General features: G+C 67.7%; 19 protein-coding genes. 8 read left to right on the top strand and 11 right to left on the bottom strand.

The genetic code is table 11. The features are described 5' to 3' along the window. Positions 1–44: 44 nt before the first annotated feature. Positions 45–578, top strand: a complete 534-nt coding sequence (locus V3B41_RS09405; RefSeq protein WP_295549061.1) for an NADPH-dependent FMN reductase — start codon at positions 45–47, stop codon at positions 576–578. A 43-nt stretch (positions 579–621) separates the two neighbouring features. On the opposite strand, the gene V3B41_RS09400 is transcribed toward V3B41_RS09405, so the two are convergent. The 9 genes from V3B41_RS09400 to V3B41_RS09360 form a co-directional block, all read right to left on the bottom strand. Continuing rightward, the gene (locus V3B41_RS09400; protein ID WP_049429862.1) at positions 622–1,233 is read right to left on the bottom strand and encodes a YbhB/YbcL family Raf kinase inhibitor-like protein; all 612 of its coding nucleotides are present in this window, start codon (positions 1,231–1,233) and stop codon (positions 622–624) included. Positions 1,234–1,243: 10 nt separating this feature from the next. Beyond that, positions 1,244–3,313, bottom strand: a complete 2,070-nt coding sequence (locus tag V3B41_RS09395) for a tetratricopeptide repeat protein (protein ID WP_329860819.1) — start codon at positions 3,311–3,313, stop codon at positions 1,244–1,246. Positions 3,314–3,369: 56 nt separating this feature from the next. Further along, a complete protein-coding gene (locus V3B41_RS09390) occupies positions 3,370–4,359 on the bottom strand; it encodes an alpha/beta fold hydrolase (protein ID WP_049429877.1) in 990 nt (329 codons plus the stop codon). 52 nt (positions 4,360–4,411) lie between these two features. Further along, positions 4,412–5,203 (bottom strand): lysophospholipid acyltransferase family protein, encoded by a 792-nt coding sequence (locus V3B41_RS09385; RefSeq protein WP_049429864.1) that lies wholly within the window; start codon positions 5,201–5,203, stop codon positions 4,412–4,414. A 118-nt stretch (positions 5,204–5,321) separates the two neighbouring features. Then, entirely contained in the window at positions 5,322–5,756 is a 435-nt protein-coding gene (locus V3B41_RS09380; RefSeq protein ID WP_049429865.1) for a hotdog fold thioesterase, read from the bottom strand. A 10-nt stretch (positions 5,757–5,766) separates the two neighbouring features. Continuing rightward, on the bottom strand, positions 5,767–7,818 hold the full coding sequence (locus V3B41_RS09375) for a phospholipase D family protein (RefSeq protein WP_329860817.1): 2,052 nt from the start codon (positions 7,816–7,818) through the stop codon (positions 5,767–5,769). Then, complete coding sequence (locus tag V3B41_RS09370; RefSeq protein WP_049429867.1) at positions 7,815–8,432, bottom strand: YceI family protein; 618 nt, start codon at positions 8,430–8,432, stop codon at positions 7,815–7,817. The genes V3B41_RS09375 and V3B41_RS09370 overlap by 4 nt, the downstream gene beginning before the upstream one ends. Positions 8,433–8,436: 4 nt before the next feature. Continuing rightward, entirely contained in the window at positions 8,437–8,913 is a 477-nt protein-coding gene (locus tag V3B41_RS09365; RefSeq protein ID WP_005407539.1) for a histidine phosphatase family protein, read from the bottom strand. 49 nt (positions 8,914–8,962) lie between these two features. Then, entirely contained in the window at positions 8,963–9,592 is a 630-nt protein-coding gene (locus tag V3B41_RS09360; RefSeq protein ID WP_049429868.1) for a ParA family protein, read from the bottom strand. Positions 9,593–9,715: 123 nt separating this feature from the next. Between V3B41_RS09360 and V3B41_RS09355 the strand changes: the two genes are divergently transcribed. After that, positions 9,716–11,200 carry an AAA family ATPase gene (locus V3B41_RS09355; protein ID WP_049429869.1) on the top strand — a complete coding sequence of 495 codons (1,485 nt, stop codon included), beginning with the start codon at positions 9,716–9,718 and terminating at the stop codon, positions 11,198–11,200. A 683-nt stretch (positions 11,201–11,883) separates the two neighbouring features. Here V3B41_RS09355 and V3B41_RS09350 read toward each other — a convergent pair. After that, a complete protein-coding gene (locus V3B41_RS09350) occupies positions 11,884–12,519 on the bottom strand; it encodes a tetratricopeptide repeat protein (protein ID WP_197632193.1) in 636 nt (211 codons plus the stop codon). Between the two features lie 171 nt (positions 12,520–12,690). On the opposite strand from V3B41_RS09350, the gene V3B41_RS09345 reads away from it, so the two are divergent. Then, positions 12,691–16,377, top strand: coding sequence for an indolepyruvate ferredoxin oxidoreductase family protein (locus tag V3B41_RS09345; RefSeq protein ID WP_049427798.1), 3,687 nt, complete (start codon positions 12,691–12,693; stop codon positions 16,375–16,377). A 36-nt stretch (positions 16,378–16,413) separates the two neighbouring features. On the opposite strand, the gene V3B41_RS09340 is transcribed toward V3B41_RS09345, so the two are convergent. Beyond that, positions 16,414–17,028 carry a DUF938 domain-containing protein gene (locus tag V3B41_RS09340; RefSeq protein ID WP_049427800.1) on the bottom strand — a complete coding sequence of 205 codons (615 nt, stop codon included), beginning with the start codon at positions 17,026–17,028 and terminating at the stop codon, positions 16,414–16,416. Positions 17,029–17,779: 751 nt separating this feature from the next. On the opposite strand from V3B41_RS09340, the gene V3B41_RS09335 reads away from it, so the two are divergent. Genes V3B41_RS09335 through V3B41_RS09315 form a run of 5 tightly spaced genes read left to right on the top strand, consistent with a single transcriptional unit; the run spans position 17,780 to position 24,139 of the window. Continuing rightward, positions 17,780–19,411: a TldD/PmbA family protein gene (locus tag V3B41_RS09335; RefSeq protein ID WP_049430849.1), complete on the top strand. Its 1,632-nt coding sequence runs from the start codon at positions 17,780–17,782 to the stop codon at positions 19,409–19,411. Between the two features lie 30 nt (positions 19,412–19,441). Beyond that, a complete protein-coding gene (locus V3B41_RS09330; RefSeq protein ID WP_295548042.1) occupies positions 19,442–21,076 on the top strand; it encodes a TldD/PmbA family protein in 1,635 nt (544 codons plus the stop codon). Positions 21,077–21,097: 21 nt separating this feature from the next. Further along, a complete protein-coding gene (locus V3B41_RS09325) occupies positions 21,098–22,432 on the top strand; it encodes a TldD/PmbA family protein (protein WP_049430853.1) in 1,335 nt (444 codons plus the stop codon). Next, on the top strand, positions 22,432–23,139 hold the full coding sequence (locus V3B41_RS09320) for a DUF4159 domain-containing protein (protein ID WP_049430856.1): 708 nt from the start codon (positions 22,432–22,434) through the stop codon (positions 23,137–23,139). Before V3B41_RS09325 ends, V3B41_RS09320 begins: the two co-directional genes overlap by 1 nt. Positions 23,140–23,155: 16 nt before the next feature. After that, on the top strand, positions 23,156–24,139 hold the full coding sequence (locus tag V3B41_RS09315) for a MoxR family ATPase (RefSeq protein ID WP_049430858.1): 984 nt from the start codon (positions 23,156–23,158) through the stop codon (positions 24,137–24,139). Positions 24,140–24,142 lie beyond the last annotated feature (3 nt).

Genomic DNA, 24,142 nt, shown 5'->3' with positions numbered 1-24,142 from the left:
CGCCCGGCTGAAATCCCGCGGATCCTGCATGCTAACGTTCCGCGATGAAGATTCTTGCCCTCTCCGGAAGCGTACGCCGGCGGTCGACCAACACCGCTCTGCTGATGGCGCTGAAGGCCATCGCACCGCCCGGAATGGAGATTGAGGTCTACACTGGCATCGGCGAACTGCCGGTGTTCTCCCCGGATCTGGAAGGCGCCGACGAACCTGGCAGCGTGACCTGCTTCAAGGCGGCCATCGCGCACAGCGATGGCGTGCTGGTATGCAGCCCGGAATACGTGCGCGGCATTCCCGGCGGGCTCAAGAATGCGATTGACTGGCTGGTATCCGGCGACCAGATCGTCGGTCGGCCCATTGCGTTGGTGCACGCGTCCCATCGTGGCGAGGACATGCTGCAGGAACTGCGCGCGGTGCTGTCCACGGTCAGTGCCGCGTTCAGCACAACGCTGTTCCTGCGTGTACCGGTGCTTGGCCTGGAGCCCGAGCAGGTGATTGACGTACTGCAGTCGAAGGCCCACCGCGCCGACGCTGATACGTTCCTGGCGCGGTTTGCCGATTACTGCCGGTCAATCGTGTAGCAGAAGCAGCCGAGCATCGGCTCGGCTCTACCCTGTGTGCTGCTCAGCCCAGCGCCGGGTTCAACGTGTAGGTGCCATGCAGTGCGGCTTCGGCCAGCACGTGGCCGTGCATGGCGCGGTACGCGTCGGCGGCGGTGAAGCGCTGCGGCAGGTCCAGCGACGCCACGTCCAGCGCGAATACCCGGAAGAAGTAGCGGTGCATGCGCTCGTCGTTGAACGGCGGATACGGGCCGTCATAGCCCAGGTAGTCACCGGCCATGTCCGGGTTGCCCGCGAACCAGCCGGTGAAGTCGTTCAGGCCCTGGCGGCTGCCGGCCGGGCCGGCGGGAGCGGGCTTGCCCTTCACCACGAAGCCGTCGCTGCAGCTGCCAGCGGCGATCTCCTGCACCGTGGCCGGGATATCGGCCATCACCCAGTGCACGAAGTCGCAGCGCGGCTGGTCGCGCGGCACCGTCATGTCATTGCGGCCAACCGTCTCCGGCACGGTCGGCACGTCCGGGTCCACGCATACCAGCAGGAACGAACGGGTGCCGGCTGGCACCCCGCTCCAGGCCAGGTGCGGGTTGCGGTCGGGGGCGAAACCGTTGGCGTCGCCCGCGGCGAACTCACGATCGATCGGTGCGCCGTTGGTCAGGCTGTGGCTGGTCAGCTGCATCGGACTCTCCTCACTCTTCCGGGTAGCCCAGGCGCACCGCAACCGGGGTGAGCTGGGCGAAGGCGGCGCTCATCACGTCGCGGTAGTTGCGCCAGTGGCCGGCCGGCAGGCGCGGGGCGCCCAGCTGTGCCGCCGGCGGCATCGGCCGCTCGAAGAGCCGGCCCAGCAGTTCGGCCATCGCCTGCGGATCGTTGCCGATCTGGTCGATGCGCAGCAGCACGTGCGGGTACAGGTCGTCCTCATGCAGCGTGGCGATCTGGTTCAGCGCACGGGTCAGCCATTCACTGGCTTCGGCCAACGACGTCATCGCCAGCGGCGCGGCGGCACCGTAGGCCACCCAGTCCAGCAGCATGTCACGCGGGTCGCGCAGCACCAGCACCAGGCGGCCCTGCGGCAGCTGCGGGCGCAGCGCCCACAGCAGCGCGTTGTCCCACCACAGCAGCCAGTCGATCACGGTGTCGCTCTGCAGGCCGCGTGCCGGCAACTGTTCACGCCAGCGCTGCACCAGCCGCTCCGGCGTCAGCACGCCCGAGGCCAGGTCCTGCAGCGTGTTGTAGTTCTGGAACGCGTCATCGGGCGGCGTGTTGGTGTAGCGGTCGCTGCGCAGCACCGGGCTGGCAGCGGCCAGGCCGGTTGCCACGCGCTCAACGCCCGAACCCGGCGCGCCCCAGAGGAAGATCGGCGCGGAGCTGGCATCGCCGTCGATGCTGCCCTTGTCCGGCCAGCTCGGCGGGGACTTGGCCTGTGGCGGCAGTGGCAAGCGCTGCGGTGCCTGGTCGGCCTGCAGCGACAGCCACGTGCGCAGCGCGTCCTGCGGCTGCCCGGCACGGTCCTGGATCTCGCCCATCCACGTCCGCAGGTCGGCGCGATGGTCTTCCGGCGCCAGCTCGATCAGCGCCTGCACGCGGGCCACGGCGGCGGCGGGATCGCGCTGCAGCAGGCCTTCGACCAGGCGGGTCTCGCCGCTGACGCGGCCCGGTTCCAGGCTGACGATGCGTTCGGCGATCGCTTCAGCCTGAGCATGTTCGCCGACCATGTCATGCAGGCGCAGGCGCGCCTCCAGGGCCGGCAGGTGCGCGGGCATGGCCGCCATCCAGCGCTCGACCGCGGTCACGGCGCTTTCGCTGCCCACCTGCTCGATGGCCAGTCGCGCCAGCCACACGTCGTGCAGCTGGTCGTTGCTGTCCAGCACCGCATCCAGGCGTGCGCGCGCTTCGTCCTCGCGGCCCAGGCGCTGCCAGGACATCAGCAGCAGCTGCAGCACCTGACGGTCTTCCGGCTGCGACTCCAGCAGCGGCAGCAGGTAGTCCAGGGCCTGCAGCGGCTGGCCATTGCGCAGCGACAGCTCACCCGCCAGGCGGCGCATCGACGGTACGTCCATCTCCGGCTGCTGCAGGGCCACCTGCATGGCCTCGGCGGCGGCCGGCACGTTGCCCTGGCGCAGTGCCAGCTGCACCACCAGGCCATGCAGCGAGGACAGCGACGGATTGAGTTCCAGCACGCGGCGGAACGACTGCTCGGCGAACGCCAGCATGTCCTTGCCGAGGTAGGCAAAGCCCAGTGCGTACAGCACGCGGGTATCGTCCGGCAGCGCCTTGCTGGCCGCCGACAGCAGCGCCAGTGCGCGGTCCGCATCACCGCGGCGCAGTGCAACCATGCCGTCGATGGTCAGCAGTTCCGGATGGTCCGGCTCGACGCGCGCGGCCAGGGTCGAGATGCGCTGCGCTTCGTCGAAGTCATTGCGGCCGATCGCCAGGTGCGCCTGCATCAGATAGGCGGAGAACGAGTTCGGATCGAGGCCGGTGGTGCGCACCAGTGCTTCGTCGGCACCCTCGAACTGGCGCAGTGCCAGCAGCAGGCCGGCATGCTGCAGGTGCAGCTGGGCGTCGTCCGGGGCCAGCCGCAGCGCCTTCTGCAGGGCCTCCATCGCCTCCTCGGCGTTGCCCTGCTGCTGCAGCGCAAGCGCCAGCCAGCGGTGGGCGTTGGCCTGGCCGGGTTCGTCAAGGGTCCACGCCTGGGCCAGCTGCACGGCCTGATCGGCCTGGTTCTGGCGCAACGCTTGGATGATCTGGTCTTGCATGGCAGTCCGGTTCAAGTGCAAACCCGCATTGTAGCGGGCTGCGCGCTGCCGCCGGTTCAGGCCCGCAGGACCCGCTGCAGGCGCTGGGCGACCCAGCGTTCGGAGAAGCCGTCGCCGCGCCAGTTCTCGATGAACCCGCAGTGGCCGCCCCAGCAGGCGGTTTCCAGGTGCGCCTGGCGTGGCAGCTGCCAGTTGTTGAAGGTGGCATATGGGATCACCGGGTCATCCTGTGCCATCAGGATGTCGGCCGGCACCTGCAGGGTGGACAGGCGGTCACCGGCAATAGAGTAGCCATCGAAATAGGCCTGCAGCGAGCCGAAGCTGGTGTGGCGCTCGACCAGCCAGGCGGTCAGCGCGCGGATGTCCAGCTTCAGCACGCGGTCGTCGCAGTCGCTCAGCTCGGGGAACAGGTCACGCTTGCGGCGCAGCGAACCGGCCCACTTGCGGCGGAAGTACCAGTCGTACATCGCCGGGCCGTTCTCGATGCTTTCCATGGTCAGCGCCGGGTCCAGCACCGGGCACACCGAGGCCACGCGCTGCAGCGGCACGCCGGCGGCCGGTGCGCGCAGGGCCAGGCGCAGCACGAAGTTGCCGCCCAGCGAGTAGCCGGCGGCCACCAGCGGCAGCTGCGGCCAGCGCTGGGCGACGTCACCCGCGGCATGCACCACTTCATCGATCAGGTTGGAGTGGAAGATGCCGGGGTTGAGGTGATGGGTGTTGCCGTGGTCGCGGAAGTTCAGCCGCACCACGTCGAAGCCCTGCTCCAGCATGCGCGCGGCCGCCATGCGCATGTAGCTGGATTCGGCACTGCCTTCCCAGCCATGCAGCAGCAGCGCGATGCCCTTGGGCTCGCGGCCTTCGACATGGCTGTGCCAGCCCTGCAGGCGAACGCCATCGCCGCCATCCAGGATCAGCTCCTCGCTGACCGCACCGGTGGCGGCCAGCAGCAGCAGGCCGCGCTGCAGGCGCATGCGGCTGGAGCTGAGCATCGACTGCAGGTGGGGATTGCGCAGCCAGCGCGGTGGCTGGTAGTCAGCCGCATGCAGCGTCGGCGTGCCGGCGTCCAGGACAGGTGGCGGGATCAGGGCCACCGCAGCCTCACCCGGTGCTCATGGCCGCCACGATGCGCGCGCGCGAGGTTTCCGCGATGCGCCGACGGCCTTCCAGGTCCTGTGCACCGATCGGTGCCAGGAAGTGCACTTCCGCACGTCGCGCCGGCTCGCCGAGCAGGCGCAGGAAATTGGCAAAGAAGCTCTCGTTCGGGCCGAACGCGACGATGGTCTGCGCGTCGCCCTTCACCCCGTACACCAGTGCCACCGGCTGCACCGGCACGCCGGTCTCGACCGCGGCCTGGAAGATGCGGGCGTGGAACGGGCCCACTTCGTGACCGCCGCGGGTCCGCCCTTCCGGGAACACGCCCACGGCCTTGCCTTCGCGCAGGCGGCCGGCCATCACCTGCATCACGCCACCGAGCGATTCGGTGTTGCCGCGCTGGTGGAAGATGGTCTGGCCGCGCGCGGCGAGCCAACCGACCAACGGCCAGCTGGCGATCTCGCGCTTGGCGACGAAGCCCATCATGCGCTGGCTGTGCAGGATGCAGATGTCGACCCAGCTGACGTGGTTGGCGACGAACAGCACGGCACCGGGCAACGGCCTGCCGATCTGCACCAGGCGGAAGCCGAAGATCCACATCAGCCCACCCTGCCACCAGTTGACCACCTTGGCGCCGAGGGTCGCCTCGCCCACGCGCAGCTCGCCCCACGGCGGAAGCATGCCGATCAGGATGAGCGGCAGGAACACGATGATGTGGACCAACAGCAGCGGTACGCGGTACAGGTAACGGCACACACGCGCCACGCCGCCACGGGGGGCCGGAGTGGGGGAAGTCATCCGCGCACGATACCGGAGGGCCGTCATCGCTGCCAGCCGATTTAGGCCATAACAGCCATCGACCGGGGCAATCGGCGGGGAACGCTGGGTTCCGCCACCGTCAACGAGCCCCGGGGGCTCAGCCGTGACCGGCAGCCACCACCGCCAGGGTCAGCCGCGAGATGCAGACCAGGCGGCCCTGCTCGTCCTCGATGCGGATCTCCCACAGCTGGGTGCTGCGGCCGACGTGCAACGCGCGGGCGGTGCCGGTGACCGTGCCCGAGCGCACGGCGCGCACGTGGTTGGCGTTGATCTCCAGGCCCACGCAGATCTGCTTGCCGGTATCCACGCACAGGTTGCCGGCGCTGCTGCCCAGGGTCTCGGCCAGCACCACCGAGGCACCGCCGTGCAGGATGCCGTAGGGCTGGCGGGTGCGCTCATCCACCGGCATGGTGGCCTGCAGCCAGTCCTCGCCGGCGGCGCTGAAGACGATGCCCAGGGATTCAATCGCAGTGTTGCGGCTGAGCGCGTTGAGCTGCTCGATGGAAACGGCTTCGCGGAAGACCTGGGCCATGCGGGTACCTTCAGAGGATGGGAACAAGGCCGGCGCCGAATGCGGTCAGCATGCGTACCAGCAGCCACTTCGGGCCGACGTTGACTTCGGGGAAGTCGCCGACGGCGACGTAGCAGCGATGGAAATCAGGATCCTGCCGCGGCAGCGGCTGCGGGCACTCCGGGCCGGGCTTGAACTCGTAGTCGGTGGCGTAGCGCCACGGCCAGAAATCAAGGATGGGCAGCGCTTCGGAAGCCTTGCCGACGCTGTAGTTCAGCCCCGACAGCACCGGTGGCTTGGCCCGCGGCGCCACCGTCCAGGAGTTCTGCGGGTGGGTGTCACGCAGGATGCTCTGCGCCAGTTCCTCGGCAAAAACCGGGTCGTCGATGATCACCGCGCCTTCGGTGTTGTAGTTCTCGCTGCGCGGATCGAAGTTGTGGGTGCCGACCACGCCGATGCGGCGGTCGACCACCAGCGACTTGGCATGCAGGCCCATGCGCGCGCCCTTGCGGGTGACCGGCAACGGCTTGTTGACCGCCTTGCTGCCCAGGAACGACGGCCGCGTCTCGGTGCGCAGCAGGCGCGTTTCCACCTCGCTGCCGGCGGCGCGACGGCGCGCGCGTGCGTTGTCGTAGGCACCATCGCTGTGGCGATGGTTCAACGGGCCCTGCCTGCTGCCTTCACCCGAACCACTACTGCTGCCACTGCGTGCGTTGCTGCCGGCGGCACTGCCACCGATCAGCGGGTTGCGGTCGCCCTCGTCTTCCCCCCCGGGCGCGGCAATCGGGTCCGGCAGCAGGTTGCGGTAATCGACCGGCGCATCCAGCGGGAATGGCTTGTATTCGAAGATGTTGAAGCCCAGTTCGCGCATGTTGCGCCGCTTGTACTTGTACGACAGCGCATACACGATCGGGTTGTCGGTCGCCGCCAGGCTGTTGCTGGACACCACCACGCGTGGTGGCTGCGGGCGCTTGCGCAGTTCACGGAACAGCTTCTGCGCCGGCTTGGACAGCACCAGGTACGGTGTCTGCAGGATCACTTCCTTCTGCGCACTGGCGATCAGCGCATCCAGCTGTGGCTCGGTCACATGCTGGCCGGCCAGCGGTGCATCGGCCTTCTCGCGGCGATGCTTGCGTGGCAGGTCGGCCACGTAGCGCACCGAAGCCACTGGTAGCGCGGTATCGACGAAGGACCGGGTGACGAACTCGGTGTCGTTGGCTTCGGCGCTGACCCGCTGTACCCGTTCCGGGCGGCGGAAGGTGGCCGGTGGCAGCGTTGGCACGCCTTCGCGCAGCAAGGTGCGGCCCACGTCGTTCAGGCGCTCGGCCGGGACGCTGCGGTGGGCGCGCCAGAACGCGTCGAAGTTGGCCGCCATCGCACGCGCTTCCGGACCGGCGATCAGCACATCGCGGTCGCGGAAGTTGTACTCGCGGTCCCAGTCGTAATAGTCGTCCTGGTAGTTGCGGCCACCGACCACGCCGATCGCATCGTCGATCACCAGCAGCTTGTTGTGCATGCGCTGGTTGAACCGGCGGAAGCAGCACAGCACGCTGCCGGCATAGTCGAAGTAGTTCAGCCGGGCCTTGCCGAAGGTCGGGTTGTAGACCCGCAGCTGGAAGTTCTGGTGGGCACCGGACAGGGCGCCGAGGATCTGCAGGTCGGAGATCGCCGAGAGCTGGTCGATCAGCAGCCGCACCTTCACCCCGCGGCGCGATGCGGCCAGCAGTTCGTCGATGACGAGGCGGGCGCTGTCGTCCTTGTCGAAGATGTAGGTCTGCAGGTCGATGCTGCGGGTGGCACTGCGCAGCAGGTTCAGGCGTGCGACCAGGGCACCCTCGCCCTCATCGAGCAGGGTGGCGTAGTGGCGCGGTCGTTCCGGGGTGGATTCGGTGAACGCCCGGCCCGCCAGCGCACGCAGCGGCGAGTCCTGCGCACAGCGGTCGGCACGCTGGCAATCAACCACGGTCGAACGTGCCTGCACGGCGATGGCCTCGGCGCGGTCGCGCTCGGCATTCGACAGCGATGCACAACCGCTGCCCAGCAACACGGTTGCCAGCGCCAGTACACGCAGCAGGAGGTTCACGGTTTCGGCGCCTCGCTCAGGCGCGCACGCAATACGAAAGTCACTCGGTCACTCAAGGCAAGCTGCCAGCTGTCCATGCCATACCGGCCTCGCTGCACGGTACCGCGGCTGACGACGTCGCAATCATAGCCGGGTCGGGCGCACTCCGCCTTCTCGACCTTCAGTGTCTCGGGGTGGCTGATCCCGCGCAGGGTCAGCCGGCCATTGATGTCGCCACCGCTCTCCACGGTTTCCGGCCAGTACGGCAGCGAGTCGAACTCGACCAACGGATGGCGGGCGGCATCGAAGAACTCCTCGCCGCGCATCCAGCCGGTGTAGCGTGATTTGCCAGGAATCTCGACCGAGCGCGTGAACATCTTCAGGTGCACCTGGTGGCGGCCGTCGGAGAGTATCTCGATGCGCCCTTCGAAGTGCGGGAACAGGCCTTCGATACGCTGCCCGAAGCGGGTGCGCACCTCGAAGCCGATCTGCGAACGCTGGGTATCCAGGCGCATCACCCGGTGCGCTTCGGCGACCACCGGTGGCAGGGTGGTCGGCGTGGGCACGGCGGCCCAGGCCGGGCCGAGTGCCAGCAGCGCGGGCAGCAGACAGCGGCTGCGCCGCGCCAGGCTCATCGGATCACGGCCACCAGAATGCGTTCAGGCTGGCCACGCCTGGCTCGATCGAGGCCTCACGCGGGAAGCCGAGCACGGCGATGCCCGCCGGCGGCATGCCGCGGTAGTCGCTGCTGGTACCCTCGGTCATCAACGCCACCAGCCGCTCCAGGCCCGGGTTGTGGCCAACGATCAGTACCCGGTCGAGATCACGGCGGTCGTCCACCAATGCCGCCAGGGTGCCGGGGGTGGCTTCGTAGATGCGGTCTTCCAGGCGCTTTTCCACGTAACCGATGGTGCCGAGCACGGCTTCCAGGGTTTCGCGGGTACGCCGCGCCGGTGAACACAGCACGCAGTCCGGCAGCAGGTTGTTTTCCTTCAGCCACTTGCCGGCGGCTTCGGCTTCGGCCAGCCCCACCGGCGACAACGGCCGGTCGAGGTCGGCCTGGCCGGGGGTAGCCGGTTCGGCATGGGCATGGCGCAGCAGGATCAGTTCACGCATCGCGGGTTTCCATGAAGAAGAGGATGCAGCAGAAAGAGTGACGCAGGCATCAAAGCTTGAGCCAGGACAGCAGCGGCTCCCAGTCGGCCTGGTGCTCGCGCACCTGGGCGGAGCGGTAGTCGAACAGGCTGCGGCCGAGGCCGGTCATGACCACGTAGCTCTGGCTGTCACGCAGCTGCGCGACCACCGGGTACGGCCATTCGGCCAGCATCTGCAGCGCCTGCTGCGAGGTCTGGGTCCAGGGCTTGGTGCGGTTCAGGACCAGCCCGACCGGCAGCTTGCGGCTGTGCACCCGCGGGTTCCGGGCCAGGCTGTTGAGGAAGCCGACGATGGCTTCGATGTCCAGCGCCGAGGGCAGCACCGGCACCACCACCGCGTCGGCAGCGTCAAGGAAATGGGGGATATCGTCGGCCAACGCACCGGCCGGTGCGTCGATGATGACGGTTTCGGTGCCGTCGGGCAGCTTCTGTGCCCACTGCTTCTTCCGATACACATCAATGGGGAGCACCGCGCTTTCCAGCCCGGCACGCCGTTGTGCCCAGCGGGTGCTGGAGCCCTGCGGGTCGGCATCGGCGATCACCGTGGCCTTGCCCTGCAATGCCGCGTACGCGGCCAGGTGGGTGGCGAGGGTGGTCTTGCCCACCCCGCCCTTGGAACCGGCCACCAGGATCGTCTTCATGCCAGCCTCGCTTCCGGGTACGTGCCCCGAGCGTACACCGGCGGTGGTGACGGGAGGTAGCACTGTGCTGAACCTGTAGCCATCGCCTTTGCTATCGTGGCGCCCCCGAAGGATCGAACCGGCATGAGCGAGCTGCAGGACCTGAGCGCACTGATCCGCGCCAACACCCCCCTGATCGTGATCGAGACCCAGGACGAGGGTCGCATCGTCGATCTGTTCCGGCAGACGCTGATGCACGTATGGCGGGCGCTGCACCGCTGGTCGATCACCGAGGGCCTGCGCCGCATCGACCTGGACAGCGAAGATCCGCCGGTCGGGCCACCCGACGCCAGCGCGGCCCTGCAGATGATCCGCCAGGCCGAGCAGCGCGGGGTCTACCTGCTCCTCGATTTCCACCCCTACCTGGGTTATGCCAGCCACCAGCGCGCCCTGCGCGACCTGATCCAGCGCCGCCACAGCGAACCTCATGTGCTGGTGCTGATCGGTGCCAAGGTGGAACTGCCGGCCGAGCTGGAAGCGCTGGCGGTACGCTTCAACCCGCGCCTGCCCGACGCCAACGCCCTGCTGAAGATGCTGCGCGAGGAGGCCGATGCCTACGCCCGGGAGCATGGTGGCCGCCGGGTCGAGGTCGACAGCGAGGCGGTGAAGAAGATCCTGAAGAACCTGCAGGGCCTGAGCCTGGTCGACGCCCGGCGCATTGCGCGCCAGCTGATCTACGCCGACGGTGCGCTGCGCGACGACGACCTGCCGCAGCTGGCACGACTGAAGTTCGAACTGCTCAACCGCAGCGGCCACCTGTTCTTCGAGCATGACAGCGCGCGCTTCGGCGACGTGGCCGGCGCCAACCGGCTCAAGCGCTGGATCAACCAGCGGCGTGTGGCGTTCATCGCTGGCTCGGCACCGGCCGGGCTGGACCCGCCGCGCGGCATGCTGCTGCTGGGCGTACAGGGCTGCGGCAAGTCGATGCTGGCCAAGGCCACCGCTGCCGGCTTCGGCGTGCCATTGCTACGCCTGGACGTGGGTGCGCTGTACAACAAGTACCACGGCGAGACCGAGGCCAACCTGCGCCAGGCCCTGGCCTCGGCCGAGCAGCTGGCGCCCTGCGTGCTGTGGATGGACGAAATCGAGAAGGGCCTGGCCAGCGGTGGCGAAGATGGCGGCGTGTCGCGCCGCGTGCTCGGCCATCTGCTGACCTGGATGGCCGAGCGCAAGGCACCCGTGTTCATCGTGGCCACTGCCAACCAGGTGCACGAGCTGCCTGCCGAGCTGCTGCGCAAAGGCCGCTTCGACGAGATCTTCTTCGTCGACCTGCCCTCGCCTGAGGTGCGCGTGGAGCTGCTGCGGCTGCACCTGGGCCGGCGCCAGCTCAACGCCGACGACTTCGCGCTACCCGCGCTGGCGGCTGCCGCCAATGGGTTCTCCGGCGCCGAGATCGAACAGGCGATCGTGGCCGGGCTGTACGCGGCGCATGCCGAGGGCCGGCCGCTGGACACCGAGCTGCTGATGAACGAGATCCGCGCCACGCGGCCGTTGTCGGTGCTGATGGCCGAGCAGGTGGAGGCACTGCGGGCGTGGGCGTCGGGGCGGACGGTTTCCGCGGACGATTGAGTTTCCAGCGAACGGCGCAGCCCCTCGTGGTTGCTCGCTGGAGGCGAATGCCGGGTGGGGCCGGGCGGACAGGCTGCGCAGGGGACGCTGCAAGTACGTCCATGTAAGCTCGATCGCCGCATCCATGCGGCTCACGCCCCTGCGCAGCCTGCCCGCCCGGCCTCTGACAGTTTCCGGGGGCGATCAGCCACGTAGAAGAAAGAAGAAGAGCAAGAGCAAAACCGGTTGGCTGGCCGCTTTTTGTAGAGCCGAGCCCACGCTCGGCTGCATTTCGATCAGATATCGAATAGTCGATTCCGATACAGATTCCTCCACGCATGGCGTGGATCTACCGTGTCGACCAAGGTCGACACCTACCAACTGCAGCGTCGAACCGTCAGAGGTGGGGCGGGGGGGGGGGGGGGGGGGGGGGGGGGGGGGGGGGGGGGGGGGGGGGGGCGCCGCGGGGGGGGGGGGGGGGGGGGGGGGGGGGCCGCCACCCCCCGTGGGTTGGCAGGACCGTTGGCGCCATGGATGGTGCCATCGAGCCCCCAGGGACGGGTCTACGGCGTGTCCTGCCAACCCACACCGCCCCGCCATCCCGCGAAATGCCCGCTGTTGCTGTTGCTTAGGCTGTTGCTTGGGCTATTGCTTCGGCCGTTGCCTCTGCGGGTGCCGGGTGCAACCCGGCCGAACCCCCAACCTCAGGGCCACGCAGGCGGTGCGGCCGCCCAGGCCTGCTGCACTTCGGCCAACGACGCACGCTCATCATCGCGCCATTGCGGCAGCAGCTGTGCGTAGTTGGCACTGGTGCTCCACTGCGACGGCTCGGTACGCACCGCCGCGGCATACCACTGCACCGCTTCCTGTTTCTGCCCCATCCGCCACAGCGCCAGCGCATAGGTCGGTGGCACCCAGCTGGGCTTGCTGCGCGCATTGCCGGCCGATGACAGCCATTGCTCCAGCGCTGCCTCCGGCTTGCCTTGGCGCAGCAGGTCCCAGCCATAGTTCCAGCGCACGCTGCGGCCCGCGCTGCTCTGTGCCGGCGCCTCCTTCAAAGCCTCGCCGTACAGCTGGTCGGCCAGCTCGGCACGGCCCTGGGTACTGGCCACTGAAGCCAGCTGCACGGTGGCTTCCACCGCTCGCCGGCCGCGCTCGCGCAGCCTCACCAGCTGGGTGACCAGCTCATCGCCCTCGCCCTGCATCGCCACCATCGGTGCCGCCGCCAAGTCGCTGTCGAAGTAGAACTCCTGTGGTGCCGGCATGGCCGGCGCGGCCCACGCCGTGACCGCTCCCGAGGCCAGCAGAACGCTGGCCAGGATCTTTCCTGGAACTGACATCCCTTCTCCCCAGGCTGCACAACCGCAGCCTCCCTCTCTCGCCCCGATCCTAACCCCAGCAGCGGCGCGGGCGCGAGTGCCGGGACCACCACGGCCCCGCTGCTACAATTCGCGCCTTTCCCGCCGCGTGCCTGCACGCGGCCGGTGCCAGCCGATCCTACCGGGCCAGCCATGACCAGTACCGCGCAACTCACTTCGCCCTCTTCCGCCGACCTGCTCGACCGTGATTACACGCTCGACCACAAGTACACCCGCAACGAGGGGCGGATCTACCTGAGTGGCGTGCAGGCGCTGGTGCGGCTGCCACTGATGCAGCGCCTGCGCGATGCCGCCGAAGGCATCGACAGCGCCGGCTTCGTCAGCGGCTATCGTGGCAGCCCGCTGGGTGGCTTCGACCTGGAACTGTGGCGCGCGCGCAAGCATCTTGAAGCGGCGAAGGTGAAGTTCACCCCTGGCCTGAACGAGGATCTGGGCGCCACCATGGTGTGGGGCACCCAGCAGACCAACCTGTTCCCCGGCGCCAACGTGCAGGGCGTGTTCGGCATGTGGTACGGCAAGGGCCCGGGCGTGGACCGCTGCGGCGACGTGTTCAAGCATGCCAACGCGGCCGGCACCTCGCGCTACGGCGGCGTGCTGGCGCTGGCTGCCGATGACCATGCCTGCCGCAGCTCGACCCTGCCCCACGGCAGCGAAGACGAATTCGTCAGCGCGATGATGCCGGTGCTGAACCCGGCCGGCGTGCAGGACATCCTCGACATGGGCCTGCTCGGCTGGGCGATGAGCCGCTATACCGGGCGCTGGGTCGGCTTCAAGACCATCGCCGAAACGGTGGAATCATCGGCCTCGGTGCAGGTCGATCCGCTGGCGCGCCGCATCGTGCTGCCGGAAGACTTCGAGCTGCCCGGCGGGGGCCTCAACATCCGCTGGCCGGACCCGCCGATGGACCAGGAGATGCGCCTGCACCGCTATGCGGTGAAGGCCGCACAGGCCTTTGCCCGCGCCAACGGCATCGACAAGGTGGTGATGGACGCACCGCGCGCGCGGCTGGGCATCGTCACCACCGGCAAGAGCTACCTGGACGTGCTGCAGGCGCTGGAGTACCTGGGCCTGGACGAAGCCGCCTGCGCCGACATCGGCATCCGCGTGTACAAGGTCGGCATGACCTGGCCGCTGGAGCCGGAAGGCATCGCGCGCTTCGCGCAGGGCCTGGAAGACATCATCGTGGTGGAGGAAAAGCGTGCCTTCATCGAGCGCCAGATGAAGGAACAGTTCTTCAACTGGCCGGCCAGCTGGGGCCAGCGCCCGTCCATCGTCGGCAAGTACGACGAAAGCGGCGAGTGGATCCTGCCGTCCACCGGCGAACTTACCCCCGCCACCATCGCCGGCGTGATCGGCCGCCGCATCCAGAAGTTCTTCAACAACGAATCGATCGAACAGCGCCTGCAGTGGATGCAGGAAAAGGAAGCCGAGCTTGCGTTGCCGCGCGCCAGCTTCCCGCGCGTGCCGCATTACTGCTCCGGCTGCCCGCACAACACCTCCACCACCGTGCCGGAAGGCTCGCGTGCGCTGGCCGGCATCGGTTGCCATTACATGGTGACCTGGATGGACCGCAGCACCGACACCTTCACCCACATGGGCGGCGAAGGCGTGACCTGGGCCGGGCAGGCGCCGTTCACCGATACCCCGCACGTGTTCCAGAACCTGGGCGACGGCACCTATTTCCATAGTGGTTCGCTGGCGATCCGCCAGGCAGTCGCGGCCGGCGTCAACATCACCTACAAGATCCTCTACAACGATGCGGTGGCGATGACCGGCGGCCAGCCGGTGGACGGCCCGCTGAGCGTGCCCGACATTGCACGGCAGATGCGCGCCGAAGGCATCCACACCATCGTGGTGCTGTCGGACAACATCGGCAAGTGGACCGGCCAGCGTGAGCACTTCCCCAGCGACGTGGAGTTCCACGACCGCAGCGAGCTGGATGCCGTGCAGAAGCGCCTGCGCGAAGTGAAGGGCGTCTCGATCCTGATCTACGAACAGACCTGCGCCACCGAGAAGCGCCGCCGTCGCAAGCGCGGCAAGCTGGAAGACCCGCAGAAGCGTGTGCTGATCAACTCGCTGGTCTGCGAAGGCTGCGGTGACTGCGGCAAGAAGAGCTTCTGCGTTTCGGTGCTGCCGAAGGAAACCGAGTTCGGGCGCAAGCGCGAGATCGACCAGTCCAACTGCAACAAGGACTACTCCTGCGTGAACGGGTTCTGCCCGAGCTTCGTCACCGTGCACGGTGGCCAGCCGCGCAAGGGCAGCAAGCGCGATGCCTCCACGCTGCTGGACAACCTGCCGGCACCGACCATCCGCGGCACGCTGGAACAGCCCTGGAACATCCTGATCACCGGCGTCGGCGGTACCGGCGTGGTGACCATCGGCGCGCTGCTGGGCATGGCCGGCCACCTGGAAGGCAAGGGCGCGACCGTGCTCGATCAGACCGGACTGGCGCAGAAAGGCGGCGCGGTGACCACCCACATCCGCATCGCTCGCCGCCCCGACGACATCCATGCCGTGCGCATCGCCGCCGGCGAGGCCGACCTGGTGCTGGGCTGCGACATGGTGGTGGTGAATGACTACTGGGCACTGTCCAAGGTCCGCGCGGGCCGTTCGCAGGTAGTACTGAACACCTATGAAGCGATGCCCGGCACCTTCACCACCCGCCCGGACATGCAGTTCCCCGCCGCCGACATCGTCGCCGGCGTGCGCGTGGCCCTGGGCGGCCAGGAACCGCTGCTGCTCGATGCCACCCAGCTGGCCACCGCGCTGCTGGGCGATGCCATCGCCGCCAACCTGTTCATCCTCGGCTACGCCTGGCAGCAGGGCCTGGTGCCGCTGTCGTTCGAGTCGCTGATGCGCGCCATCGAGTTGAATGGCGCCGCCGTGGCGATGAACCAGCAGGCGTTCGCCTGGGGCCGCCTGGCCGTGGTCGATCCGCAGGCCGTGCAGCAGGCCGCCGGCCTGGTGCGCAACCGCCACACCGATACCGAATCCACCCCGGGCCCGCTGCACGCGCTGCCGCCGGGCGAGTGGGAAGGCAACGAGTGGGGCGCCACCGCGGCACCGCGCAACACGGCCGACGAACGCGAACTGCGCGGCCTGCCCTCGCACGGTGGCGACGTGGCCTTCCTGCCGCTGGACGACGCGCGCCTGTCGCGCTCGCTGGATGAAATGATCGAACGGCGCGCCGCGTTCCTGGTCGAGTACCAGGATGCCGCCTACGCCAAGCGGTACCGTGATCTGGTGGCACGCGTGCGCGCCACTGAGGCCGACCGCATCGGCGGTTCCACCGCGCTGACCGAGACCGTAGCCCGCTACCTGTTCAAGCTGATGGCCTACAAGGACGAGTACGAAGTGGCCCGCCTGTACACCAGCGGCGACTTCCAGCGGCGCCTGCAACAGCAGTTCGAGGGCGACTACCAGCTGCGCTTCCACCTGGCACCGCCGCTGTTCGCGAAGAAGGACGAGCAGGGCCGGTTGCTGAAGAAGGAATACGGCCCGTGGATGTTCAAGGCGTTTGGCCTGCTGGCCAAGCTGAAGTTCCTGCGCGGCGGCCGGCTCGACGTGTTCGGGCGCACTGAAGAGCGCCGCATGGAGCGCCAGCTGATTGCTGATTACGAGGCGACGGTGCAGGTGCTGCTGGACGGCCTGGAGGATGATCGTCTGTCGCTGGCGGTGGAAATCGCCAGCATTCCCGAGCACATCCGCGGCTTCGGCCACGTCAAGGAAGCGCATTTCGCACAGGCCAAGGCGCGTGAAGCGGCGCTGCTGGCGCAGTGGCGCAATCCGAAGGCGCTGCATATCGTGCAGGTCGCTTGAAGGTGGTGCCGGCCGCTGGCCGGCACTACCGGCGGTTCAGCCCAACCGCCACAGCAACAGCCGGTTGTTGGCCGGCATCGCCACGTCACCCAGGCGGGTGAAGCCGTTGTCTGCCGCCAGCGCCTGCACCGCTTCGCTATCGCGGATACCGCTGCGCGGGTCGCGCGCCTTCAGCCAGCCATCGAACTGTGCGTTGCTGTCGCTGGTGTAGCGGCCGCCGTAATTGAACGGCCCATACACCGCCAGCAGCGCGCCATGGCGCAGCACCGGTGGCAGCGCGGCGAACAGCGCCTGTACGTGGTCCCAGCTCATGATGTGCAGCGTGTTGGCGCTGAACCCGGCGTCGAACGCGCTGCCCTCGGGTAGCGACAGGCCGGGTGCCGGCGGCAGTTCCACCTGCAGCGCCAGCGGCGGCAGCAGATTCAGCAAGGCTGCTTCGGCACGCCATGCCTCGATGCCAGGGAGATGATCCGGGTGATCACTGGGCTGCCAGCGCAACCACGGCCAGCGCTCGGCGAAGAAGGCGGCGTGCTGGCCGGTGCCGCTGCCGACTTCCAGCACCCGGTGGCGGTCACCCATCCACGGATCGAGTGCGGCGGCGATCGGTTCGCGGTTGCGCTCGCAGGCTTCTGAATACGGCTTGCTCGACATCAGGACGGGGGCCAGGCGGGGTCGGCCCATTGTGCACGAGGGGGTGTTGCTCGGCAGGGCGGCGCCCTGCACCCGCCGAAGCCGGAGCCAGAGCAACGTCAAAAGCTGGCATTCCGTGGGATGGCGGGTGGGTCCGGTGGCGGGGGACGCCGTGAATCCGTCCATGGAGGCTCGGTCGCGCCTTGCTCGTGTGCGCTGTCCTGCGCACACGGCAAGACCGGGGTTGGGCGTCCTGCCCAACCCGCCCGAGGCATGCCTCGGGCCCATGCCGCTCACGCCCCGCAACCGGACCCACCCCGCCTTCGACAGTTTCCTGCGGTCTGCAGGAACGGCTCTCGGGATCAGATCCGTTTTCCGCAGGAAAACGGATCTGACCCCATTTTTATGTATCGATATCTGACAGATGTGTCGACCAAGGTCGACACCTACCAACAGCCACCCGGAATCTGTCAGAGGTGGGGCGGTGTGGGTGGGCAGGACCGTTGGCGCCATGGATGGCGCCATCGAGCCCCCAGGGACGGGTTTACGGCGTGTCCTGCCCACCCACACCGCCCCGCCAACTCACGGAATGCCGCTTCGGCTTCGGCTTCGGCCGTTGCATTGAGCAGGTGCAGGGCGCAGCCCTGCCGAAACCCTCCCCAACCATGACTGCAGTCACTTGTCCCCGCGCGCCGTGCTGGCGAAAGTCGAGGAGTTGACGTGATCGGTGCGGCCTGTTGCCAACCGCACGCAAGCGAGAGAGAGAAACGCTGTGCAACGACGTGAGTTCCTGGCTTTTTCCGGTCTGGGCCTGGCGGGCCTGCTGCTGCCGCATTCCCGTGCCATCGCCGCCGAGCAGCTGTTGGCGCCGGTCGATACCGCCCAGCGCCGGCGTCTGGCCGAGCTCGCGCTGGCAGCCGCACGCACCGCCAAGGCCAGCTACTGCGATGTGCGCATCGGGCGCTACCTCAACCAGTCGGTCATCACCCGCGAGCATCAGGTCGGCAATGTGACCAACCGCGAATCGTCCGGCGTGGGTGTGCGGGTGATCGTCAACGGTGCCTGGGGCTTCGCTGCAACCCATCAGCAGACCGAGGCCGCCGTGCGCGCTGCGGTCGAGCAGGCTGCGGCGATCGCCCGTGCCAACGCCACCATCCAGACCCGGCCGGTGCAGCTGGCGCCGACGCCCTCGGTCGGAGAGGTGCGCTGGCAGACGCCGGTGCGCCGCAACGCGATGGCGGTGCCGATCCAGGACAAGGTCGAGCTGCTGCTGGCACTCAATGCCGCCGCGCTGAATGCGGGTGCCGACTACATCAATTCCACCCTGTTCCTGGTCAACGAACAGAAGTACTTCGCCTCCAGCGACGGCTCGTTCATCGACCAGGATATCCACCGCATCTGGCTGCCGTTCACCGCCACCGCCATCGACAAGGCCAGCGGCAGGTTCCGTACCCGCGCCGGCCTGTCTTCGCCAATGGGCATGGGCTACGAATTCCTTGATGGCGATGCGCGCGGCAAGGTGCAGTTGCCGGGCGGCATCACTGCTTACCGCGACTCCTACGACCCGGTCGAGGACGCCATTGCGGCCGCCCGCCACGCGCGAGAGAAACTGAAGGCGCCGTCGGTGAAGCCCGGCAAGTACGACCTGGTGCTGGACCCATCCAACCTGTTCCTGACCATCCACGAGAACGTTGGCCACCCGCTGGAACTGGACCGCGTGCTCGGCTACGAGGCCAACTACGCCGGCACCAGCTTCGCCACGCTGGACAAGCGCGATGCCGGCTTCCGCTGGGGCAGCGATATCGTCACCTTCTTCGCCGACAAGACACAGCCCGGCAGCCTCGGCGCGGTCGGCTACGACGACGAAGGGGTGAAGACCCAGCGCTGGGACCTGGTGCGCGACGGCATCCTGGTCGACTACCAGGCCACCCGCGATGAAGCCCATATCCTCGGGCGCGATGCATCGCATGGCTGCAGTTACGCCGATTCCTGGTCCAGCGTGCAGTTCCAGCGCATGGCCAATGTCTCGCTGGCGCCGGGCAAGCAGCCGCTCAGCGTCGAGGACATGATCAAGGACGTGGAGAACGGCATCTGGATCCACGGCCGCGGTTCGTATTCGATCGACCAGCAGCGCTACAACGCGCAGTTCGGTGGCCAGCTGTACTACCAGATCAAGGACGGAAAGATCGCCGGCATGGTCGAGGATGCGGCCTACCAGATCCGCACGCCGGAATTCTGGAATGCCTGCACCGCGATCTGCGATGAGCGTGACTTCCGCCTGGGCGGTTCGTTCTTCGACGGCAAGGGCCAGCCCGGCCAGGTCTCGGCGGTCTCGCACGGTTCGTCCACCACCCGTTTCAACGGCATCAACATCATCAACACCGCGCGCAGTCTCGGCGCTTGAGCCACCCATCCTTCGACATGGAGAGCAGCCTTGCAAAGACGTGACTTCCTGGCCCTGACCGGGCTTACCGCGGGCGGGCTGATCGTGCCCTCCTTCTTCGGCAAGGTGATCGCCGCCGAGCAGCTGCAGTCCACTCTCGACCCGGCGCTGAAGAAGCGCCTGGCCGACGCCGCCCTGCAGGCCGCACGCAGCGCTGGCGCCACCTACTGCGACGTGCGCATCGGCCGCTACCTGCGGCAGTTCGTGATCACCCGCGAAGACAAGGTGCAGAACGTGGTGAACACCGAGTCCACCGGTGTGGGCATCCGCGTGATCGTCAACGGTGCGTGGGGCTTTGCCGCCACCAATGCGCTGGGCACCGCCGACGTGGCCAAGGCCGCGCAGCAGGCGGCGGCCATCGCCAAGGCCAACGCCGGCGTGCAGACCGCGCCGGTACAGCTGGCCAAGGCACCAGGCGTGGGCGAGGTGAGCTGGCGCACGCCGATCCGCAAGAACGCGATGGAGGTACCGATCAAGGACAAGGTCGGCCTGCTGCTGGACGTCAACGCTGCGGCGATGGGTGCCGGTGCCAGCTTCGTCAACTCGATGCTGTTCCTGGTCAACGAGCAGAAGTACTTCGCCTCCACCGACGGCTCCTACATCGACCAGGACGTGCACCGCATCTGGGCGCCGATGACGGTCACCGCCATCGACAAGTCCAGCGGCAAGTTCCGTACCCGTTCGGGCCTGTCCTCGCCGATGGGCCTGGGATACGAGTACCTGGATGGCGCCACCGCCGGCAAGGTGGTAGGCCCCAATGGCGTGGTCAACTACAGCTCCTCCTACGACATGAAGGAAGACGCCATCGCCGCCGCAAAGCAGGCGCAGGAGAAACTGAAGGCGCCGTCGGTGAAGCCGGGCAAGTACGACCTGGTGCTGGACCCGTCGCACACCTGGCTGACCATCCACGAGTCGATCGGCCACCCGCTGGAACTGGACCGCGTGCTCGGCTACGAAGCCAACTATGCCGGCACCAGCTTCGCCACCCTGGACAAGCGCGAACAGCATTTCCAGTACGGCAGCGAGCTGGTCAACATCTTTGCCGACAAGACCCAGCCGGGCAGCCTCGGCGCGGTGGCGTACGACGACGAAGGCGTGAAGTGCAAGCGGTGGGACCTGATCAGCAATGGCAAGCTGGTGGACTACCAGACCATCCGCGACCAGGCCCACATCCTCGGCAAGACCGAGTCCGACGGCTGCTGCTATGCCGACTCGTGGTCCAGCGTGCAGTTCCAGCGCATGGCCAACGTGTCGATGGCGCCAGGCAATAAGCCGCTGAGCGTGCCCGACCTGATCAAGGACGTGGAGAACGGCATCTACATCATCGGTGACGGTTCGTTCTCGATCGACCAGCAGCGCTACAACGCGCAGTTCGGCGGCCAGCTGTTCTACGAGATCAAGAATGGCCAGATCACCCGCATGCTGGAAGACGTGGCCTACCAGATCCGCACGCCGGAGTTCTGGAATGCCTGCACCGCCGTGGCCGACGAGCGCGACTACCGCCTGGGCGGTTCGTTCTTCGACGGCAAGGGCCAGCCGGGCCAGGTCTCGGCGGTCTCGCACGGCTCGTCGACCGCGCGCTTCAACGGCATCAACGTCATCAACACCGCACGCAGCCTCGGCTGACCGGTCAGGAGCCCTTACACCATGAGTATCTTCACCGAAGCCCAGGCCAAGGCCATCCTCGACAAGGTCATTGCCCTGTCCAAGGCCGACGAGTGCACCGCCGTGCTGGCCGGCGCGATCAGCGGCAACATCCGTTTCGCACTGAACAACGTGTCCACCAGCGGGATTGTCGATAACACCGAACTGGCGGTCACCGTCGCCTTCGGCAAGCGCGTCGGCACCGCCTCGATCAACGAGTTCGACGATGCCGCGCTGGAACGCGTGGTACGCCGCGCCGAAGACCTGGCCCGCCTGGCCCCGGAGAACCCGGAGTTCATGCCGGCCATCGGCAAGCAGAGCTACCGCGCCAGCCCGACCTTCAGCGAATCCACGGCCGCGATCGATCCGGCCTTCCGTGCCAAGGTTGCCGCCGATTCAATCGCGCCGTGCCGTGGCCACGGCCTGATCGCCGCCGGCTTCCTCGAAGACGGCCAGGGCTTCCAGGCCACCGCCAACAGCAACGGCAACTTCGCCTACCAGCGCACCACCAACTTCGATTACACCTGCACCGTGCGTACCGAAGATGGCCGTGGTTCGGGCTGGGTCGGCCGCAACCTGAAGGATGCGGCGGACTTCAAGGCCGACCAGGACATCCGCATCGCCATGCGCAAGGCCACTGAATCGGCCGAGGCCAAGGCGTTGGAGCCGGGCAAGTACACGGTCATCCTGGAGCCGGCCGCGGCCGCCGGCCTGATCAGCTTCATGATGAACTTCTTCAGTGCACGCTCGGCCGATGAGGGCCGCAGCTTCCTGTCCAAGAAGGGCGGCGGCAACAAGCTGGGCGAGCAGGTCTACGACCCGCGCGTGACCATGTTCGCCGACCCGTGGCACCCGGATGCGCCTGTACTGCCGTGGGACAACGAGGGCCTGCCGCGCGAGCGCATGGCCATCATCGAAAACGGCAAGATCGCCAACCTGGACTACTCGCGTTTCTGGGCACAGAAGCAGGGCAAGACCGCCAAGGCGTCGCCGGGCAACCTGCTGATGAGCGGTGGCGACAAGAGCACCGCCGAGCTGGTGCGCGGCACCCAGAAGGGCATCCTGGTCACCCGCACCTGGTACATCCGCATGGTTGATCCGCAGACCGTGCTGCTGACCGGCCTGACCCGTGACGGCACCTTCTACATCGAGAATGGCCAGATCAAGCACCCGGTGAAGAACTTCCGCTTCAACGAATCGCCGGTGATCATGCTCAACAACATCGAAGAACTGGGCAAGCCGGTGCGCGTGGCCGGTGATGAATCCAGCTACGTGATGATGATCCCGCCGATGAAGCTGCGCGATTTCACCTTCACCTCGCTGTCCGACGCCGTCTGATGGATCGCCGGGCCTGCCTGCGCTGGTTGGCCGCTGCCGCTTCGGCGGCGGCGCTGCCGGCCTGGGCACAGGCAGGCCCGCGCAGTTCACGCTACGACTTCTGGTTCACCCGGCTGCAGTACGACTCCGGCGACTGGGACGTGGACGCACGCATGCCGTCCAACCTGATCACCTCGCTGATCGACTACACCTCGCTGCGGGTGGACCCGCAGGAACACGTGGTGGCCCTGGCCGACCCGCGCATGCTGGAAGCGCCGTTCTGCTACCTGGCCGGGCACACGCTGGTCGAGTTCAACGCCGCGGAGCGGCAGAACTTCGTGCGCTACGTGCGCAACGGCGGCTTCGTCTTCGTCGATGACTGCAACCATGACATCGACGGGTTGTTCGCCACCTCGTTCGAAGCGCAGATGGGCCGCCTGTTCGGGCCCAGGGCATTGCAGAAACTGCCCAACAGCCACGCGCTGTACCGCAGCTTCTTCCGATTCCCCGACGGCCCGCCTGCGACCAGCTTCGAGCTCAACGGCTGGGGCGATGACCTCGTGCACGACTACCTGAAGGGCATCGAGGTCGATGGCCGCCTGGGCCTGCTCTACAGCAACAAGGACTATGGCTGCGAGTGGGACTACGACTGGCGCAACAAGCGTTTCCTGGCCGAAGACAACACCCGCTTCGGCGTCAACATCGTGATGTACGCGTTGAACAACTGATAGGACCTGCACGCCCATGACCGCCCCCGACCTCGATTCCCTGCTGCCGCGCCTGCACGATCTGCGCGCTGCGCTCGCACGCGCGGTGGTGGGCCAGAACACCGTGGTCGAGCAGCTGCTGATCGGCCTGCTGGCCGGCGGCCACTGCCTGCTGGAAGGTGCGCCCGGGTTGGGCAAGACGCTGCTCGTGCGCTCGCTCGGCCAGGCCCTGGAACTGCAGTTCCGGCGCGTGCAGTTCACCCCCGACCTGATGCCCAGCGACATCCTCGGCACCGAGCTGCTGGAGGAAGACCACGGCACCGGTCATCGCCATTTCCGCTTCCAGCAGGGCCCGATCTTCACGAATCTGCTGCTCGCCGACGAACTCAACCGCACCCCACCCAAGACCCAGGCGGCGCTGCTGGAAGCCATGCAGGAACGCACGGTCAGCTACGCCGGCACCACCTATGCGCTACCGGCGCCGTTCTTCGTGCTGGCCACGCAGAACCCGATCGAGCAGGCCGGCACCTACCCGCTGCCGGAAGCGCAGCTGGACCGCTTCCTGCTGCACGTGCTGGTGGATTACCCCAGCGAGGACGAGGAACGGAAGATCCTGGAGCAGACCACCGGCGGCGCCACCGACACGGTGCCGAAGGTGATGGATGCCGAGGCGGTGATCGCACTGCAGGCCGCGGTGCGCCAGGTGCATGTCAGCCCCGATGTGCTGGCCTGGATCACCCGCCTGGTACGCGCCAGCCGGCCTGGCGAAGGCGCTCCGGCTGCGATCAACCAGTGGGTGAAGTGGGGCGCCGGCCCGCGTGCCGGCCAGTCGCTGGTGCTGGCAGCGAAGGCACGCGCATTGCTGCAGGGCCGCTTCGCCGCCACCCGCGAGGATGTGCAGGCACTGGCCGCGCCGGTGATGCGCCATCGCCTGCTGCTGTCGTTCGCCGCCGAGGCCGAGCAGAAGCGTGCCGACGACGTGGTCGCCGCGCTGCTGCAGGCTGTGCCGTTCCCGGGTTGAGCC

It is taken from the genome of Stenotrophomonas sp. SMYL89 (assembly GCF_036319985.1).
Lineage (GTDB): Bacteria > Pseudomonadota > Gammaproteobacteria > Xanthomonadales > Xanthomonadaceae > Stenotrophomonas > Stenotrophomonas maltophilia_Q.
Note: the sequence above shows the minus strand (reverse complement) of the source record. Positions and strands in the feature narration are given on the sequence as shown.